Below are 17,858 nucleotides of genomic sequence, written 5' to 3'. Positions count from 1 at the left end.
GCCCGGAGCCGTTATTGCGTGACTGGCGGATGTGGCATCTCTTCCGGCAGCGGGGCCTGGCGGCCCGACGCAAGATAGGTCCCGGACACCAGGAAGACCATGAACACCGAATCCAGGATGTCTTGGCCGATCAGGATGCCTGTCATTCCGGCCGTCAGATAGGTGATCACCAGGACGACGACCATGGTGGCGCCAAAGCGCTCGATCGGGTCGGCGCTGTTGCGCAGGACCAGGGCGGCGTTTCTGCCGGCGACGACAAAGATCGCCGCCAAAGTCACGGCGCCCAGAATGCCCGCCTGTACCAATGCCGTCAGGAAGCCATTGTGGAAATGATTGAAACCTGCTGTTTTCGCGAACAGGTCTTGGAAGCCCTGCCTGATCAAGAGCTGGTTGGCACCCACTCCGTGTCCGAACAAGGGCATGTCGCGGAATGCCTTCAGGCCGATGTCCCAGAGGGCAACACGTATTCCAAGCGAGGTGTCGGAATTGCCGTGCGCCCCAAGCGCGTCCCAATCAGAGCGCAGAAAATCGAATCTGTCGGAGATCGTATGGAAGCCGATAGCGGCGACCGCGACGCCGATTGCCCCCAGCAGAAGCAGCAGACGGACGGCATTCTTCCCTTTCAGCCTATGCTGGTTGATCAGCAGCACGGCGATGCCGGCAATCAGCAGCGCCAGCCAGATGATGCGCGTGCCGGAATAGATGATGGCGATCGTTCCGCCGAGCGCTGCGCAGATCAGCGCACTCTTGTGTTTTTCGATGCCCGACAGGGCACCGGCCACGCAGGCCATCACTGCAAGGCAGACGACCGTGGCGAACACGATCGCATTTCCCGCTCCGCCCTCCGCCCTCATCCCGATCCAATATTGCTGGATGATCGCCAACAGCAGCGCGACGAAACAGGCGGCCATGCTGCTGAGGATTATGATCCGGACAAGGGTTGTTTTCTGCGTAATGCTCCAGGTTGAATAGGAGAGGGGGAAAAACAGGAAGGTGACGAGCGGGATCAGATGCGGCGCATCCCTGACAACTGTGTTGTTGGCGAGCGAAGCCAGGAGATTTGCCGCGCAATAGGCATAGATCGCGACCGTGAGCGCCATCATCGCCCGGTCGATGTTGAAACGCCTCTTTTTCGAGGCGATCAAAAGAACCGACCACAGGCCGCCGCCGTTGAATACGAAGCTCACCACCGACCCCAGGACCGGTGGAAAAAAGAAGCAAGCGATGGAAAAATAGATGTTGATCCGCGAGGGCGAGAACTGCCGTCTTATCGATGAAAGCTGGCTCAAGGGCGGCTCACCATTCTCGGACGCTTCATACGGCGGATTGTCTGACGGCGGCGAACATAGCCCTGCCGAAATTGCCCGTGTCGCATCGTGCATCTGCCCGCTTTCAGGGGCCGGTATAGCGGCTTGGGTCTTTTTCTGAAAGTGCATCAAGGCCGATTGCCACCGAAAATCGGCAGCCGCTGGCAGACGATCGGATTGGGCGCGGCGAAGACCGCGTACTTTTCATCAAGCAATTTTTTCCCCCGCATTTTCTCAGCCGCCGGCGTGATAAGCAGGAATTTCCGGATTTTGGTGCATGGATGGAAAATTCATTCCCGAACCGCTCCTTGCCAGGCGCGTCTTGCATTGTTCTGGGCAGCGGCGATCTGCTAGAACGCCCGCAAGAATAACATTGTCCAGAAGCAAGCTTGAACCGGGCGTGAAGCCCGATGATTTGATGCCAGGTCTTCTGTCGGAAGGCACGAGAGAACGCTAGACAGGCCATGACAACAGCGCTTACGCACCTGCAGCGGCTTGAGGCCGAGTCAATCCACATATTCCGTGAAGTCGCGGCCGCCTTCGCCAAGCCGGTCATGCTCTATTCCGTGGGCAAGGATTCGTCCGTGCTGATGCACCTGGCGATGAAGGCGTTCTATCCCGCCAAGCCGCCTTTTCCGTTCCTTCATGTCGACACGACGTGGAAATTTCGCGAGATGATCGCCTTTCGCGATCAGATGGCGCAAAAACTCGGCTTCGATCTCCTGGTTCACGTCAACCAGGATGGTGTGCGCGACAACATCAATCCGTTCGATCATGGCTCGAACACGCACACCCATGTGATGAAGACCGTGGCGCTGCGCCAGGCGCTCGACAAATACGGTTTCGATGCCGCCTTTGGCGGCGCCCGCCGCGACGAGGAAAAGTCGCGCGCCAAGGAGCGCATCTTTTCCTTCCGCAACGCCCAGCATGTCTGGGATCCGAAGAACCAGCGCCCCGAAATGTGGAAGATATTCAACACCCGCATCGCCACGGGTGAATCGATCCGCGTCTTTCCGCTGTCCAACTGGACCGAGCTCGACATCTGGCAGTACATCCTGCAGGAGAACATCCCGATCGTGCCGCTCTATTTCGCCAAGCAGCGGCCGGTCGTCGAACGCGACGGCATGCTCATCCTCAAGGACGACGATCGCATGAAATTGCGCCCCGGTGAGACGATCGAGAATCGGCTGGTGCGCTTCCGCACGCTCGGCTGCTACCCGCTGACCGGCGCCATCGAATCGGAAGCCGACACGCTGGAGGCTATCGTCGGCGAGATGCTGACCGCGCGCACCTCCGAACGGCAAGGCCGCCTGATCGACCGGGACGAAGCCGGCTCGATGGAAAAGAAGAAGCGCGAGGGGTATTTCTGACCATGCGCCACATCATGGCAAAGAGCCTCGCACCTACCGACGGCGTCCGCGACTATCTGGCGGCGCAGGAGAAGAAATCGCTGCTGCGCTTTCTCACCTGCGGCTCCGTCGACGATGGCAAGTCGACGCTGATTGGCCGTCTGCTCTCCGACACCAAGCAGATTTTCGAGGACCAACTCGCCGCGCTCGAACGCGATTCGCGCAAGCACGGAACGACCGGCGACGACATCGACTTCGCACTGCTGGTCGACGGTCTCGAAGCCGAGCGCGAGCAGGGCATCACCATCGACGTCGCCTATCGCTTCTTCGCCACGCCAAAGCGCAAATTCATTGTCGCCGACACGCCCGGCCACGAGCAGTACACGCGTAACATGGCCACCGGCGCCTCCACCGCCGACTTGGCGATCGTGCTGATCGATGCGCGGCAAGGCGTGCTGCGTCAGACCAGGCGCCACTCGATCATCGCCTCGCTGCTCGGCATCCGCCATATCGTGCTGGCCGTCAACAAGATCGATCTCGTCGATTTCGACCAGGCGGTCTTCGACCGGATCACGCAGGACTATCTGCAATTTTCGCGCGATCTCGGCTTTGAGACCATCGTGCCGATCCCGATGTCGGCGCGCTACGGCGACAACGTCACCGGCCGCTCCGACAGGATGGAATGGTATTCCGGCCCGACGCTGATCGAACATCTCGAAACCGTCTCGGTCGACGAGGCCGCGGCCGAGTTGCCGTTCCGTTTTCCGGTGCAGTACGTCAACCGTCCCAATCTCGATTTTCGCGGCTTCGCCGGAACGATCGCCTCGGGCGCGATCTCGCAAGGCGACGAGGTCGTCGTCGCCAAGTCGGGCAAATCCTCCCGCGTCAGGCGCATCGTCGCGCAGGGCGGCGATCTTGCCCAGGCGGTCGCCGGCCAGGCCATCACGCTTGTCCTCGATGACGAGGTCGAGATTTCCCGGGGCAACATGCTGGTGGCGCCTGCCGCACGCCCGCAGGTTGCCGACCAGTTCGCCGCCAACATCGTCTGGTTCGACGAACATGCGCTGCTGCCGGGCCGCTCCTATATCCTGCGCACCGAGACCGACCAGACCAGCGTCACCGTCACCGATCTGAAATACCGGGTCAATGTCAACGACTTTGCCCGTGAAGCTGCCAAGTCGCTCGAGATGAACGAAGTGGGCATCTGCAACATCTCGACGCGCACGCCGATCGCTTTCGACACCTTCGCCGAGAACCGTACAACAGGCGCCTTTATCCTGATCGACCGCATCAGCAACGCCACGGTCGGCGCCGGCATGATCCTGCATTCGCTGCGCCGTGCCGAGAACATCCATTGGCAATCGCTCGATGTCGGCAAGCGGGTACGTGCGGACATCAAGAACCAGCGGCCCGCCGTGTTCTGGTTCACCGGGCTGTCGGGCTCGGGCAAATCGACCATCGCCAACCTGTTCGAGAAGAAGCTGTTCGCCTCCGGGCGCCATACCTACATTCTCGACGGCGACAATGTCCGCCACGGCCTCAACCGCGATCTCGGCTTTACCGACGCCGACCGCGTCGAAAACATCCGCCGCGTCGCCGAAGTGGCCCGCCTCATGGCCGATGCAGGGCTGATCGTCATCGTTTCCTTCATTTCGCCCTTCAGCGCCGAGCGGCGCATGGCCCGCGAATTGATGGCCGAAGGCGAGTTCGTCGAAGTGTTCGTCGACACGCCGTTCGAGGAATGCGCCAGGCGTGACCCGAAAGGACTCTACGCCCGCGCGCTCAATGGCGAGATCAAGAACTTCACCGGTGTCGACTCGCCTTACGAAGCGCCGGAAAAACCGGAAATCCATCTGAAGACACTCGGCAAATCGGCCGAGGAGATGGTAGATGCCCTGGAACACTGGCTGAACGAGCGTGACATTGCCGAAGACCAATACGACAATGGCGGCGGCATCTGACGACAGGTCGATGCTCGAAATTTTCGAGGGGCTCGCTTTGGCGGCCGGCCGCGAGGTCATGCGTGTGTTCCACGCCGGCTGCGCGGTCGACCAGAAATCAGATTCCTCGCCGGTGACCGAGGCGGACCGCGAGAGCGAGAAGATCATTCTGGCCGGATTGCGTGCCGCCTTTCCCGACATTCCCTGCGTGGCCGAGGAGGAAGCATCCGCCGGCATCGTGCCGCCGGACCTGGACGGGGCTTTCTTTCTGATCGATCCGCTGGACGGCACCAAAGAATTCGTCAACCGCCGCACCGATTTCACCGTCAACATCGCGCTTGTCCGTCATGGCGTGCCCGAAGTCGGCGTCGTCTTCGCACCCTGCACGGGGCGCTTCTTTTCCGGGCTGCCGGGGAGGGCGGAATCCCTCGAAATGGATGGCGACTACCGCATCGCTTCTCGCCGGCCGATTTCGGTGAGAGCGGCTGCGACGCCGCTGGCTGTGGTTGCGAGCCGCTCCCACAACACGCCCGAAACCGAAGCCTATATTCGCGACCTAGGCGTCGCTGAGATCGTCTCTGTCGGCTCGTCGCTGAAATTCTGTCTGGTCGCCAATGGCGAGGCGGACATTTATCCGCGCTTCGGTCGTACCATGGAGTGGGATACCGCAGCCGGCGATGCCGTGCTGCGCGCCGCCGGCGGCATCACGCGCACGCTGGACGGACAGCCCTTGATGTATGGCAAGCGAAACCAGGACGGCGATGCGGATTTCGCCAATCCGCATTTCATCGCCAGCGGCCGGGCAGGGGCGGGCCCCGCCTGATATTGGTTGCTGACTACTCGGCCGCAGCCTGCGCCGAGTTCGATCCGACATAGTTGCGGATTGTCTCGATGATCCGGTCCTGATCGGCTTCGCTGAGATAGGGGTGCATCGGTAGGCACAGGATGCGCTTGGGCAATTGCTCGGATACGGCAAGGCCGGTCGGCGTTCTCGGATAGTCGCGATAGGCGATCTGCTCGTGCAGCGGCTTCACATAGTAGATGACCGACGGAATGCCTTTTTCGCCGAGATGAGCCTTCAGCCCGTCGCGCTTGGGCGTCTCGATGGCGTATTGCGCCCAGGCCGAGCGGCTGCCGTCCAGGTTGCGGGCTGCCGTCACGACATCGCCAAGCCCTTCGGCATAACGGTTCGCCACCATTTGCCGGGCAACCATCTCGTCCTCGAGAATGGCGAGTTTTTCGATCAGGATCGCGGCCTGCAGCGTGTCGAGCCGTGAATTGATGCCGACCCGGATGTTGTCATATTGGGTCTCGCCCTTGCCGTGGAAGGCGAAGGAGCGCAGCTTGTCGGCCAAGGCATCGTCGTTGGTGAACATCGCTCCACCGTCGCCGTAGCAGCCGAGCGGCTTCGCTGGATAGAAACTGGTCGAGCCGACCGTGCCGAACGACCCGCACATCTTGCCGTCCGCCGAACCGCCCATCGACTGGGCGGCATCCTCGATCACCATCAGGCCTTCCCGGTCGGCGATCGCCATGATGGCATCGTAGTCGGCGGCAAGGCCGAAGAGGTCGACCGGAATGATCGCCCTGGGCTTCAGCCGGCCTTCGTTCTTGATCATCGCGATCGCCGCCTGGAGGCTGGCGATATCGATATTGTAGGTGTTGGGATCGACGTCGACGAACACCGGCTCGGCCTTGGCCAGCGCTACCACTTCCGCTGTGGCGGCAAAGGTGAAGCTCGGCACGAACACGGCATCGCCCGGGCCGATCCCGGCAGCAAACAGCGGCAAAAGCAGTGCGTCGGTGCCGTTGGCGCAGGCCACGACATGCTTGACGCCGACATAGGCGGCGAGCTTTTTCTCGAATTCGGCTACCTGGGGACCGAGGATATAGCGGCCGTCCTCAACGACATGGTCGATCGCTGCCTTCAGCCGGTCGCGGATTCGTTCGCGCTGTGCGCCAAGATCGATGAACTGCATGTCGTCCTCAAACGATTTTAACCAAGCGGTCTAGCCTCGGCCCGCTGGTATCAGAATTGCGCCTGCCGAGAAAGCCGGGCGCGCGGAGCGGCAAATTGCCTGGTCGTGGCAGCCTGTTACCGCATCTTCCCGGTGTCGGTCAGCCAGACGCCGGAAATCCGCGCTTCGTCGGGCGCAATTACGGCCTTAGAACCCCAGAGTCGACCCTGCGAAACATAAAGTGATCGACCGGCTCAATCCATGTTGGGCCTTACCGAGGCTCGAACTTGGGTCAGCCAAGGCCTGAGAACGGCCAGTCCTCTGTGCGCCGCTATCCGAGGATAGGAATTTTTTCTTGACTGGGTGAAGGCAGCTATGGTAGAAATCTAGTCATGGTGCTGAGTTGCGCCAGGGACCCGCGGCACAGGCGGGTTTTCCTTTAATGCTTCATCAACAGCGCGCCGGGGAAGGTTCGAAGGAACCCGTTAATTCGGATTCGTTGCCCTGGAGCGCTACTCAGGCGACCTCATGCCGCCAGGGCGGATTGGCGCCGGCCCGCGCCACGGTTACAGCGGCTGCCTTGGCACCAAGCACCAGCGCCTTGCGGATAGCGTCCTGCGATAGCCCGGAGGTTGCCGTCTTCGTCAGCAGGCCTTGTTCGTGCAGGGAGGCGAGGATGCCGGCATTGAACGTATCACCGGCGCCGACCGTATCGACTACCTCGACTTTTTGCGGCGTCACGCTGACCATGTGATCCCTGGTGTAACCGACGGCGCCTTCGGCGCCATGGGTCACGACGATCAGCTTGGGGCCGCGGTCGAGCCAGTTGCGCACGACATCCTCGTGCGAGCCGGCTTCGTCGAACCAGTGAAGATCTTCATCCGAGAGTTTCACGATATCGGCCATCGCCATCATCTCGCGAATACGCTTCAGATGCTTTGCCTTGTCCGGGATGAAGTTCGGCCGGATGTTGGGGTCGAGCATCATGACGCGACGACCATGCTCGCGCTTCATCAATTCCTCGTAGGCGGCCCCCGCCGGGTCCGAAATAAGGCTGATGGCGCCGAACAGCATGGCCTCGATCTCCGGACCGAGTTGCGGCAGATCCTCGACGGTCAGCATGCGCCCGGCGGTGTTCTCGTCGTAAAAAGTGTAGGTTGCCTGGCCATCGTTCAGCCGCACGAAGGCGAGCGTCGTCGGCCGGGGCGAAGTGTGCGCATAGGTGGAACTGACCTTACTCGCCCCGAGCGCTTCGCGGAGCTGGCCGCCGAACAGGTCCGACGACAGGCCCGAGAAGAAGCTGGCAGGAGCGCCCAGCCGGCCGAGCGCAATGGCGGTATTGAACACCGCGCCGCCGACATAGGGTGCGAAGGCCCGTTCTCCCTCCGTCGTCGTGCGCGGCAGCATATCGATCAGGGCCTCGCCGCAGCAAAGGATCATTGTCTTGTCGTCTCCGGCGGATGGATCACGCCCTTGCGGATGATGATGTTGGCGTAGAGCCTGGGTTCGCTGGTCGCGACGATGGCGTGCGCGGCCCTGACGCGTGCATAGAAGTCGGCACCGGCCAGCGCAACCACCTTGCGCCCCGGCGCGCGTTTTGCACACAGCACTTCAATTTCATGATGCACGGGATCGGCGAGCGAAGGGTCGCCTTTGGCCGAGGCGCGAAACAGCGCCTCTGGCACGACGTCATCGACGGGCAGCACGCTCAATATGGCGTCCAGCACCGGCATGAGATGGTGGCCGTCGGCCCGCACCAGCCGCCTTGCCTGCTCTTCGGCCGGGTAGTTTCCATCGACCAGGGCGATTTCGTCGCCATGCCCCATCGCGCGCAGGATCGCCAGAAGCTCCGGACCGAGCAGCGCCGGAATTCCGATCAGCATTCAGATGCTCCTGGAAATCGTGGTCGAACCGATCAGGAAGCGCTCGGATAGTGGCAGGCTGGCGCCCCCGAGAGCGCGCGCGTGAATACCGACGGTGCCTTCGCGGACGTTTGGCAGTTTCAATCCCTCGGCATCGATCGTGTCGATGGTTGCGATGACCGCGTCGACCAGCCTGCGGCGCACCTGCGTCGGCATCCAGCCGTCGATCACCGCCGCCTCGAAGTCGATCACGGACGACGCCGCGACTATGGCATAAGCGAGCGCCCGCGAGGCGTTTGTGATCCAGTCGTCGAGCTCGGCGCCGATCTCGCCCCAGTCCTCGGGCGACGTCCACAGATGCGACGCCTCGACGCCCCGCGCATTGAGCGCTTTTTCGAGCATGGCGATCGAGGCCACGTCGATCAATTGGGTCGGCTTTCCCTCCGGTCCGGGCACCGGCATGGAGCCCAGCGCGCCGGCGTTGCCGGTCGGACCGCCAAAGAGCCGCCCGTTGAGGACGATGCCGCCGCCGGCAAAGGCGCCGATATAGAAATAGACGAAATCACGCGGGGCGCCTGCCTGGCCGAAGACCAGCTCCGCGCCGCAGGCCGAAGTGGCGTCGTTCTGCAGATAGACCGGAAAATCGCATTGCGCCTGGATCTCCGCGCGGATATCGCGATGGCGCCATTCGTCCATGACGTCGCGCGGCGCGCCGGCGGTATCGGCCCAGTTCCAGAGCTCGAACGGCATGGCGATGCCGAGCCCCGCTATGCGCTTGTCCTGCGCGGGCGAAAGCTCGCCACGCATCTTCTTCATGCCTGATGTGGCGAATTCCACCGTCTCGCGCGGGGCAGGGTAGCGGTAGGAATGCTGCAGCATCGAACGTACATTGCCGAGGAAATCGATCAGCACGAGTTCGGCGCTGCGGCGGCCGATCTTCAGGCCGATGAAGAACGCGCCCTCGGGATTGAGCGCCATGGGGATGGAGGGCTGGCCGATCTTGCCGCGCAGCGGCGCCTGCCGCAGCAGCAGGCTTTCCTCCTCGAGCTCGCGCATGATGACGGAGACGGTTTGCGCCGACAGTCCGGTCATGCGGGCGATGTCGGACTTCGCCAGGCTGCCATGCTGGCGCACCAGCGACAGCACCAGCCGCTCATTGTGGTCCCGCATGCCGCTCTGGTTGGTGCCGCGGTGAATAAGGCTCTCATTCGCCTCGGGCGAACCATGCCTGGCAATGGCCGTCTCCACCCTGTTCCTCCCGTTATTTCCCCTCGATGCTTTTGGGGCAGAATGTGCGAACGGCGCAAGGCTGTCAATAATAAATAAGAGTGATTTAATTATTGACAGAAAGATTGGTCTGGTGTCATTTGAGGCAGGCATCCGTACCGGGAGAGGTTGCTTGGATGCCGGAGGGGTGCCGGTTGGCCGGCATCTGAAATGTTCCACTGGGAGGAAATCGTGACCAATACAAAACTGTTGAAGTCCACCGTTTTTGCGGCGGCTGCTCTGGGCCTGATGGCATTCGCCTCGTCCGCATCCGCGGCCGGTGTCGGCGCCTGCCTGATCACCAAGACCGACACCAATCCCTTCTTCGTCAAGATGAAGGAGGGTGCGACCGCCAAGGCCAAGGAGCTTGGTGTCGACCTCAAGACTTATGCCGGCAAGATCGACGGCGACAGCGAAAGCCAGGTCGCGGCGATCGAGAGCTGCATCGCCGACGGCGCCAAGGGCATCCTCATCACCGCGTCCGACACCAAGGGCATCGTGCCGACGGTGAAGAAGGCGCGTGACGCCGGCCTGCTGGTGATCGCGCTCGACACGCCGCTCGATCCAATCGACGCCGCCGACGCGACCTTCGCCACCGACAATCTGGAGGCCGGCAAGCTGATCGGCGCCTGGGCCGCCGCGACGCTGGGGGACAAGGCCAAGGACGCCAAGATCGGCTTCCTCGACCTGACCCCCTCGCAGCCGACCGTGGACGTGCTGCGCGACCAGGGCTTCATGATGGGCTACGGCATCGACGTGAAGGATCCCAACAAGATCGGCGACGAGGATGACGCGCGCATCGTCGGCCATGACGTCACCAACGGCAATGAGGAGGGCGGCCGCAAGGCGATGGAGAACCTTCTGCAGAAGGACAACACCATCAACGTCATCCACACCATCAACGAGCCGGCCGCGGTCGGCGCCTATCAGGCACTCAAGGCCGTCGGCCTGGAAAGCCAGGTGCTGATCGTCTCCGTCGATGGCGGCTGCCCCGGCGTGAAGTCGGTGGCCGAAGGCGTCATCGGCGCGACATCGCAGCAATATCCGCTGCAGATGGCGGCGCTCGGCATCGAGGCCATCGCCAACTTCGCCAAGGACGGCACCAAGCCGAAGCCGACCGAAGGCAAGAACTTCTTCGACACCGGCGTCAATCTGGTGACCGACAAGCCGGCCAATGGCGTTAAGTCCATCGACACCAAGGAAGGCCTCGCCAAGTGCTGGGGCTGATGCCGGTCTGACTGGCACGAAAAACGGAGCGGCCGGACTTGATCCCCGGCCGCTTCGGGTGGACGATGGTCGCGTGACCGCGAACAATCCCGGCAGGAGACCGGAAAGGCGTGGACGGGTGTCGCCGCGTGGCTGATACCCTACGGGGAGGAAACATGTCTCAAGCTCAGGAATTCGAGAAGGTTCTCTCGGGCAGCGACACGAGCGTTGCCGCGTTTGACGAGCATAAATCGGCGGTCAGACGCATCCAGCATTTTCTGCATTCGACGCCGGCCGCGGTGCCGCTGATCGTTCTGGTCCTGGCGATCATCGTGTTCGGCCTCACCATTGGCGGGCGTTTCTTCTCGTCCTACACGCTGACGCTGATCCTGCAGCAGATCGCCATCGTCGGCATTCTGGGTGCCGCCCAGACCCTGGTCATCCTCACGGCCGGCATCGACCTTTCGATTGGCGTCATCATGGTGATTTCGGCCGTGATCATGGGCAATTGCGCCGTCAGCTACGGCCTGCCGAGCGTCCTTGCCGTGGCGATCGGACTTGCCGCGGGTGCTGCCTGCGGGCTGCTCAACGGGGTGCTTGTCGCCTACATGAAACTGCCGCCATTCATCGTGACGCTCGGCACCTGGAACATCGTCATGGCGACGAACTTCATCTATTCGGCCAATGAGACGATCCGCGACACCGATGTCGACGTTCAGGCGCCGCTGCTGCATCTGTTCGCGCTCAGCTTCAAGGTCGGCACCGCTGTGCTGACGGCCGGCGTGATTGCGATGGTCGCGCTCGTGCTGCTCCTCTGGTACGTGCTCAATCACACGGCATGGGGCCGCCATGTCTACGCTGTCGGCGACGACCAGGAGGCGGCGAAACTGTCGGGTATCCAGACCAAGAAGGTGCTCATGACGGTCTATACCCTGGCCGGGCTGATCGCCGCTTTCGCCGCCTGGGTCTCCATCGGCCGCAATGGGTCGATCTCGCCGTCGGCCGCCGTGACCGACTACAATCTGCAGGCGATCACCGCCACGGTGATCGGCGGTATTTCTCTTTTCGGCGGCCGCGGCTCGATCCTCGGCACGCTGTTCGGCGCGATGATCGTCGGTGTCGTCTCCATGGGCCTCAACATGCTGGGCGCCGATCCGCAATGGAAGGTGCTGCTCACCGGCGTGCTGATCATCGGCGCCGTGGCGGTCGATCAATGGATCAGAAAGGTTTCGGCATGACCCAGGACCCTATCCTCACCGCTCGTGGACTGGTCAAGCGCTACGGCCGCGTCACCGCCTTGGACAATGCCGATTTCGACCTCTACCCCGGCGAAATCCTCGCTGTTATCGGCGACAACGGCGCCGGCAAGTCGTCGCTCATCAAGGCGATTTCAGGCGCTGTCGTGCCCGATGAAGGCGAAATCCGGCTTGAGGGCAAACCGGTCGCCTTCAAGTCGCCCATGGAGGCCCGCGAAGCCGGCATCGAAACCGTCTACCAGAACCTGGCGCTGTCGCCGGCGCTGTCGATCGCCGACAACATGTTTCTCGGCCGCGAGATCCGCAAGCCCGGCTTTGTGGGCCAATGGCTTCGCATGCTCGACCGTCCGGCGATGGAAAAGCGCGCCCGCGACAAGCTGACTGAACTCGGCCTGATGACCATCCAGAACATCAGCCAGGCGGTGGAGACGCTGTCGGGCGGCCAGCGTCAGGGCGTGGCAGTGGCGCGCGCCGCCGCTTTCGGCTCTAAGATGGTCATCATGGACGAGCCGACGGCAGCACTTGGCGTCAAGGAAAGCCGCCGCGTGCTGGAACTCATCCTCGACGTGAAGAAGCGGGGCCTGCCGATCGTGCTGATCTCGCACAACATGCCCCATGTCTTCGAAGTGGCAGACCGGATCCACATCCATCGGCTGGGTCGTCGGCTGTGCGTCATCGATCCCAAACAACATACAATGTCCGATGCCGTCGCCTTCATGACCGGGGCAAAGACGCCGCCGGAGGCGGCGCTGGCCGCCTGAACTGCCAAATTGCCGCTGGGTAAGTCGCCCCCGGCTCACTTAAATCGATTGAACTTTTGCTGCAATGCGGTAGCATGGGCTGGGATCAATGATGAAAGCCGGTATGATCGTGGCAATCGCACGAGAGGCAGCATGACGCGCACGATGACATCCGACCCCCTCCCGCCACTGCTTGAAAATCCCGACCCCAAGACGCTCGCAAGGGAAGTCTTGATGGCCCTCAAATACAGGGTCGGCAAGGACACCACCGTCGCCACCCAGTACGATTGGCTGACCGCCTCGATCAAGGTCGTGCGCGACCGCATCGTCGATCGCTGGATGCAGGCAACGAAAGAGGCCTACGCCCAGCAGGAAAAGCGCGTCTATTACCTCTCGCTGGAGTTCCTCATCGGCCGCCTGATGCGTGACGCCTTCTCCAATCTCGGCCTGATGGAGAACATGCGCGAGGCGTTGTCGTCGCTGGGTGTGGAACTCGACCTCATCGCCACGCTTGAGCCGGATGCAGCGCTTGGCAATGGCGGCCTCGGCCGGCTCGCCGCCTGCTTCATGGAAAGCATGGCCACCGTCGATATTCCCGCGCATGGCTACGGTATCCGCTACGCCAACGGCATGTTCCGCCAGGAGATACATGACGGCTGGCAGGTAGAATTGCCCGAGACCTGGCTCGATCACGGCAATCCCTGGGAGTTCGAACGCCGCGAACGGTCGTTCGAGGTCGGGTTCGGCGGCTCGGTGGAATCGGTCACCACCAGGGATGGCCGGCTGGAACGCCATGTCTGGAAGCCGACCGAGCATGTGCTGGCCGTCGCCTACGACACACCCGTCGTCGGCTGGCGGGGGAACCGCGTCAACACCCTGCGGCTGTGGTCGGGCATGCCGGTCGATCCGATCCTGCTCGACAAGTTCAACGCCGGCGACCACATCGGCGCACTCGCCGAAAGCAACAAGGCCGACGCGCTGTCGCGCGTGCTCTATCCCGCCGATTCCCATATGGCAGGGCAGGAACTCAGGCTGCGGCAGGAATATTTTTTCTCCACCGCTTCGCTGCAGGACATCGTGCAGCGGCATCTCAGCCAATATGGCGACCTGAAGTCGCTGCCCGACAAGGCGGCAATCCACCTCAACGACACCCATCCGGCGATCGCCGTGCCGGAGCTGATGCGCCTCCTGATGGACGTCCACGGCATGGATTTCGACCAGGCCTGGGACACCACCAAACGCACCTTCGGCTACACCAACCACACGCTGCTGCCGGAGGCGCTGGAAAGCTGGCCGGTGCCGCTGTTCGAGCGGCTTTTGCCGCGCCATATGCAGATCGTCTACGCTATCAATGCGCAGGTGCTGCTCGAGGCGCGCGCCACCAACCAGTTCTCCGGCGAGCAGATCAGCCGCATCTCGCTGATCCAGGAGAATGGCGACCGCCGCGTGCGCATGGGCAATCTCGCCTTCGTCGGCTCGCATTCGATCAACGGCGTCTCGGCGCTGCATACCGAGCTGATGAAGGAAACGGTGTTCGCCGACCTGCACACGCTATATCCCGACCGCATCAACAACAAGACCAACGGCATCACGCCGCGGCGCTGGCTGATCCAGTGCAACCCAGGTCTGACCGCACTCGCCCGCGAGGCGATCGGCGACCGCTTCCTGGATGACATCGAGGCCGTCAAGGGGCTCGATGCCTTTGCCGACGATACCGCTTTCCGCGAAAAATTCGCCGGCGTGAAGCGGCAGAACAAGGTGAAGTTGGCCAATCTCGTCGCCGACCGGCTCGGTATCAGGCTTGATCCCTCGGCGCTGTTCGACATCCAGGTCAAGCGCATCCACGAATACAAGCGCCAGCTCCTGAACATCCTCGAGGCGGTCGCGCTCTACGATCAGATCCGCTCGCATCCGGAGCGCGACTGGATGCCGCGTGTGAAATTCTTCGGCGGCAAGGCGGCGCCCAGCTACCACAATGCCAAGCTGATCATCAAACTGGCCAACGACGTCGCCAGGGTCATCAACCGCGATCCTGCCGTTCGCGGCTTGCTCAAGGTGGTGTTCGTGCCGAACTACAATGTCAGCCTCGCCGAGATCATGATGCCGGCCGCCGACCTTTCCGAGCAGATCTCGACCGCCGGCATGGAGGCTTCGGGCACCGGCAACATGAAGTTCGCGCTGAACGGCGCGCTGACCATCGGCACGCTCGACGGCGCCAATGTCGAAATCAAGGAGTGCGTCGGCGACGACAACATCTTCATCTTCGGCCTGACCACGGCGGAGGTCACCGAGCGCCGCAACAATGGCTACGATCCGCGTGGCGTCATCGAGGCATCGCCCGAACTGTCGCAGGCGCTCGCGGCCGTTTCATCGGGCGTCTTTTCGCCCGATGATCCCAACCGCTACCGCGATCTCATCAATGGTCTCTACGACAGCGACTGGTTCATGGTCGCGGCGGATTTCGACGCCTATGCCGCTTGCCAGCGAGACGTCGACGCCGTCTGGCGCAACAGCCCGGACTGGTACGCCAGGGCAATCCATAACGTCGCGCGCGTCGGCTGGTTCTCTTCCGATCGCACGATCCGCCAATACGCGAAAGACATCTGGAACGTGCCTGCCTGATGTGATTGCATGAAGCGACGAACGATGTGGTCCTGGGTGTGAGTTCGAACGCCGAATTTATACCTTAAAACAAACATTTGGTGCCCGGGGAGGGACACTGCCCGATGAGCAAACCGCGCGCGACCGCTGCGACAAGCGGGCCGGACGGATCGGCGCCGGCCAGCGATGTCGCGGCGATTGTCGCCGGCACGCACGGCGATCCGTTTGCGGTCCTCGGCGTCCATGAGGTGGGCAAGACCCTGTTTGCCCGCTGCTTCGTTCCGCATGCGGAGTTCGTCACCGCCTATACGCTGACCGGCATGATTGCTGGTGAACTCTCCAGGCGTGACGATGGCGGCTTTTTCGAAGGCAAGCTGTCGATCAGGAAGCGCCAGCCGTTGCGCTATCACGCCAGGAATGCCGGCGGCGACTGGTGGTTGACCGATCCCTATAGTTTCGGCCCGGTGCTCGGTCCGATGGACGATTACTACATTGCCGAGGGCTCGCATCTGAGGCTGTTCGACAAGCTCGGCGCACATGTCATCGAACACGAAGGCGCCACCGGCGTGCATTTCGCCGTCTGGGCTCCAAACGCCCGGCGCGTCTCGGTGGTCGGCGATTTCAACGATTGGGACGGTCGCCGTCATTCGATGCGCGACCGCCGCGACACCGGCATCTGGGAGGTGTTCATCCCCGATATCGGCGCCGGCAGGCCCTATAAATACGAGATCATCGGCCCCGATGGCGTGAGGCTCCCGCTCAAGGCCGATCCGTTTGCCTTCAAGTCCGAACTGCGCCCGGCGACCGCTTCGGTGACCGCTTCGTCGCCCGCCCATCAATGGGGCGATGAGGCGCACCGGACTTTCTGGCGCAATGCCGATCCCCGGCGCGAGGCCATCTCCATCTACGAGGTCCATGCCGGTTCCTGGCAGCTTCGCGATGACGGCACGTTTCTGTCATGGGATGAACTGGCCGACCGGCTGATCCCCTATGTCGTCGAGACCGGCTTCACCCACATCGAGTTCATGCCGATCTCCGAACATCCCTATGATCCCTCCTGGGGCTACCAGACGACCGGCCTCTACGCACCGTCGGCCCGTTTTGGCGACCCGGCCGGCTTTGCCCGCTTTGTCGACGGCGCCCACCGTGCCGGCGTCGGCGTCATCCTGGATTGGGTGCCTGCGCATTTTCCGGTCGACGAACACGGCCTGGTTCAATTCGACGGCACAGCGCTCTATGAGCATGCCGATCCGCGCAAGGGCTTCCACCCCGACTGGAACACCGCGATCTACAATTTCGGCCGCCGCGAAGTGGCGTCGTTCCTGGTCAACAATGCGTTGTTCTGGGCGGAAAAATACCACGTCGACGGCCTGCGCGTCGACGCGGTCGCCTCGATGCTCTACCTCGATTATTCGCGCAAGGCAGGCGAATGGATCCCCAACGAGAAGGGCGGCCGCGAGAACCTCGAGGCGGTCAGCTTCCTGCAGAAGATGAACAAGGAGCTCTACGGCCACCATCCGGGTGTCATGACCATCGCCGAGGAATCGACCTCGTGGCCGAAGGTCTCGGCGCCGGTCCATGAAGGCGGGCTGGGCTTCGGCTTCAAGTGGAACATGGGCTTCATGCACGACACGCTGGAGTATTTTTCCAAGGAGCCGATCTTCCGCAAACACCACCACAACGACCTCACCTTCGGCCTGGTCTATGCCTTCTCGGAAAACTTCGTGCTGCCGCTCTCGCATGACGAGGTCGTGCACGGCAAAGGCACGCTGCTTGGCAAGATGGCCGGCGACGACTGGCAGAAATTCGCGACCTTGCGCGCCTACTACGCTTTCATGTGGGGCTACCCCGGCAAGAAGCTGCTGTTCATGGGCCAGGAGTTCGCCCAGCGCCGTGAATGGAGCGAGGCGCGCGCGCTCGACTGGAATCTTCTCGATGTCCGCTCGCATCGCGGCGTCTGGCAGGTGGTGCGCGACCTCAACTATCTCTACCGCTCGCGTCCGGCCCTGCACGGCCGCGATTGCGAGCCGGAAGGCTTTTCCTGGCTGATCGTCGACGACAGCCAGAATTCCGTCTTTGCATGGCTGCGCAGCGCGCCGGGAGGCAATCCGGTCGCGGTCATCTCCAATTTCACGCCGGTGCCGCGCGACAACTACCGCGTGCCGCTGCCGAAAGCCGGCACATGGCGCGAGATCATCAACACGGACGCGTCCGAATATGGCGGCTCCGGCAAGGGCAATGGCGGCGCCGTCGAAGCGCGGGCGGAGGAAGGGGGCATCTCCGCAACGATGCTCCTGCCGCCGCTGTCGACGATCATGCTTGAACTGGTCGCGGAACAAGCCATGTCGAGACCGGGTAATTTGGGAGGGTAGA

14 protein-coding genes are annotated in these 17,858 nt (G+C 62.4%); 9 read left to right on the top strand and 5 right to left on the bottom strand.

Going from position 1 to position 17,858, the window contains the following annotated elements; all coding sequences use genetic code 11:
• Positions 1-11 precede the first annotated feature (11 nt).
• Positions 12-1,190 (bottom strand): O-antigen ligase family protein, encoded by a 1,179-nt coding sequence (locus LB533_RS05035; RefSeq protein WP_224676982.1) that lies wholly within the window; start codon positions 1,188-1,190, stop codon positions 12-14.
• Between the two features lie 46 nt (positions 1,191-1,236).
• On the opposite strand from LB533_RS05035, the gene LB533_RS05030 reads away from it, so the two are divergent.
• From LB533_RS05030 to cysQ, 4 genes are all read left to right on the top strand, one after another.
• A complete protein-coding gene (locus LB533_RS05030; protein WP_224676993.1) occupies positions 1,237-1,428 on the top strand; it encodes a hypothetical protein in 192 nt (63 codons plus the stop codon).
• A gap of 343 nt (positions 1,429-1,771) precedes the next feature.
• On the top strand, positions 1,772-2,677 hold the full coding sequence (cysD, locus tag LB533_RS05025) for a sulfate adenylyltransferase subunit CysD (RefSeq protein ID WP_140638718.1): 906 nt from the start codon (positions 1,772-1,774) through the stop codon (positions 2,675-2,677).
• Positions 2,678-2,679: 2 nt separating this feature from the next.
• The gene (gene cysN / locus LB533_RS05020; protein WP_181169313.1) at positions 2,680-4,617 is read left to right on the top strand and encodes a sulfate adenylyltransferase subunit CysN; all 1,938 of its coding nucleotides are present in this window, start codon (positions 2,680-2,682) and stop codon (positions 4,615-4,617) included.
• Positions 4,618-4,627: 10 nt separating this feature from the next.
• A complete protein-coding gene (gene cysQ / locus LB533_RS05015) occupies positions 4,628-5,419 on the top strand; it encodes a 3'(2'),5'-bisphosphate nucleotidase CysQ (RefSeq protein ID WP_224676799.1) in 792 nt (263 codons plus the stop codon).
• 13 nt (positions 5,420-5,432) lie between these two features.
• Here cysQ and LB533_RS05010 read toward each other — a convergent pair whose 3' ends face one another.
• From LB533_RS05010 to LB533_RS04995, 4 genes are all read right to left on the bottom strand, one after another.
• On the bottom strand, positions 5,433-6,575 hold the full coding sequence (locus LB533_RS05010; protein WP_224676798.1) for a DegT/DnrJ/EryC1/StrS family aminotransferase: 1,143 nt from the start codon (positions 6,573-6,575) through the stop codon (positions 5,433-5,435).
• A 495-nt stretch (positions 6,576-7,070) separates the two neighbouring features.
• A complete protein-coding gene (locus LB533_RS05005) occupies positions 7,071-7,994 on the bottom strand; it encodes a carbohydrate kinase family protein (protein WP_224676797.1) in 924 nt (307 codons plus the stop codon).
• Entirely contained in the window at positions 7,991-8,437 is a 447-nt protein-coding gene (locus LB533_RS05000; RefSeq protein WP_140638723.1) for an RbsD/FucU family protein, read from the bottom strand. The genes LB533_RS05005 and LB533_RS05000 overlap by 4 nt, the downstream gene beginning before the upstream one ends.
• Positions 8,438-9,664, bottom strand: coding sequence for an ROK family protein (locus LB533_RS04995; RefSeq protein WP_224676796.1), 1,227 nt, complete (start codon positions 9,662-9,664; stop codon positions 8,438-8,440).
• Positions 9,665-9,853: 189 nt separating this feature from the next.
• Here LB533_RS04995 and LB533_RS04990 point away from each other — a divergent pair, with 189 nt between their 5' ends.
• The 5 genes from LB533_RS04990 (at position 9,854) to glgB (ending at position 17,857) form a co-directional block, all read left to right on the top strand.
• Positions 9,854-10,909: a sugar ABC transporter substrate-binding protein gene (locus LB533_RS04990; RefSeq protein ID WP_411910452.1), complete on the top strand. Its 1,056-nt coding sequence runs from the start codon at positions 9,854-9,856 to the stop codon at positions 10,907-10,909.
• A 155-nt stretch (positions 10,910-11,064) separates the two neighbouring features.
• The gene (locus tag LB533_RS04985; protein ID WP_140494823.1) at positions 11,065-12,126 is read left to right on the top strand and encodes an ABC transporter permease; all 1,062 of its coding nucleotides are present in this window, start codon (positions 11,065-11,067) and stop codon (positions 12,124-12,126) included.
• A complete protein-coding gene (locus tag LB533_RS04980) occupies positions 12,123-12,905 on the top strand; it encodes an ATP-binding cassette domain-containing protein (protein WP_140495053.1) in 783 nt (260 codons plus the stop codon). The genes LB533_RS04985 and LB533_RS04980 overlap by 4 nt, the downstream gene beginning before the upstream one ends.
• A gap of 132 nt (positions 12,906-13,037) precedes the next feature.
• Positions 13,038-15,506, top strand: a complete 2,469-nt coding sequence (locus tag LB533_RS04975) for a glycogen/starch/alpha-glucan phosphorylase (protein ID WP_140638726.1) — start codon at positions 13,038-13,040, stop codon at positions 15,504-15,506.
• Positions 15,507-15,610: 104 nt separating this feature from the next.
• A complete protein-coding gene (gene glgB / locus LB533_RS04970) occupies positions 15,611-17,857 on the top strand; it encodes a 1,4-alpha-glucan branching protein GlgB (RefSeq protein WP_224676795.1) in 2,247 nt (748 codons plus the stop codon).
• The last annotated feature ends 1 nt before the right edge of the window (position 17,858 follow it).

It is taken from the genome of Mesorhizobium sp. BR1-1-13, from assembly GCF_020165515.1.
Taxonomy (GTDB): domain Bacteria; phylum Pseudomonadota; class Alphaproteobacteria; order Rhizobiales; family Rhizobiaceae; genus Mesorhizobium.
This window is presented reverse-complemented; position numbering and strand designations above follow the sequence as displayed.

Bases quoted from the DNA above. Each gene is read 5' to 3' on its own strand.
- LB533_RS05030 (WP_224676993.1), top strand. From the start codon at position 1,237: ATGTTGATCCGCGAGGGCGAGAACTGCCGTCTTATCGATGAAAGCTGG.
- cysD (WP_140638718.1), top strand. From the start codon at position 1,772: ATGACAACAGCGCTTACGCACCTGCAGCGGCTTGAGGCCGAGTCAATC.
- cysN (WP_181169313.1), top strand. From the start codon at position 2,680: ATGCGCCACATCATGGCAAAGAGCCTCGCACCTACCGACGGCGTCCGC.
- cysQ (WP_224676799.1), top strand. From the start codon at position 4,628: ATGCTCGAAATTTTCGAGGGGCTCGCTTTGGCGGCCGGCCGCGAGGTC.
- LB533_RS05010 (WP_224676798.1), bottom strand. From the start codon at position 6,575: ATGCAGTTCATCGATCTTGGCGCACAGCGCGAACGAATCCGCGACCGG.
- LB533_RS05005 (WP_224676797.1), bottom strand. From the start codon at position 7,994: ATGATCCTTTGCTGCGGCGAGGCCCTGATCGATATGCTGCCGCGCACG.
- LB533_RS05000 (WP_140638723.1), bottom strand. From the start codon at position 8,437: ATGCTGATCGGAATTCCGGCGCTGCTCGGTCCGGAGCTTCTGGCGATC.
- LB533_RS04990 (WP_411910452.1), top strand. From the start codon at position 9,854: ATGTTCCACTGGGAGGAAATCGTGACCAATACAAAACTGTTGAAGTCC.
- LB533_RS04985 (WP_140494823.1), top strand. From the start codon at position 11,065: ATGTCTCAAGCTCAGGAATTCGAGAAGGTTCTCTCGGGCAGCGACACG.
- LB533_RS04980 (WP_140495053.1), top strand. From the start codon at position 12,123: ATGACCCAGGACCCTATCCTCACCGCTCGTGGACTGGTCAAGCGCTAC.
- LB533_RS04975 (WP_140638726.1), top strand. From the start codon at position 13,038: ATGACGCGCACGATGACATCCGACCCCCTCCCGCCACTGCTTGAAAAT.
- glgB (WP_224676795.1), top strand. From the start codon at position 15,611: ATGAGCAAACCGCGCGCGACCGCTGCGACAAGCGGGCCGGACGGATCG.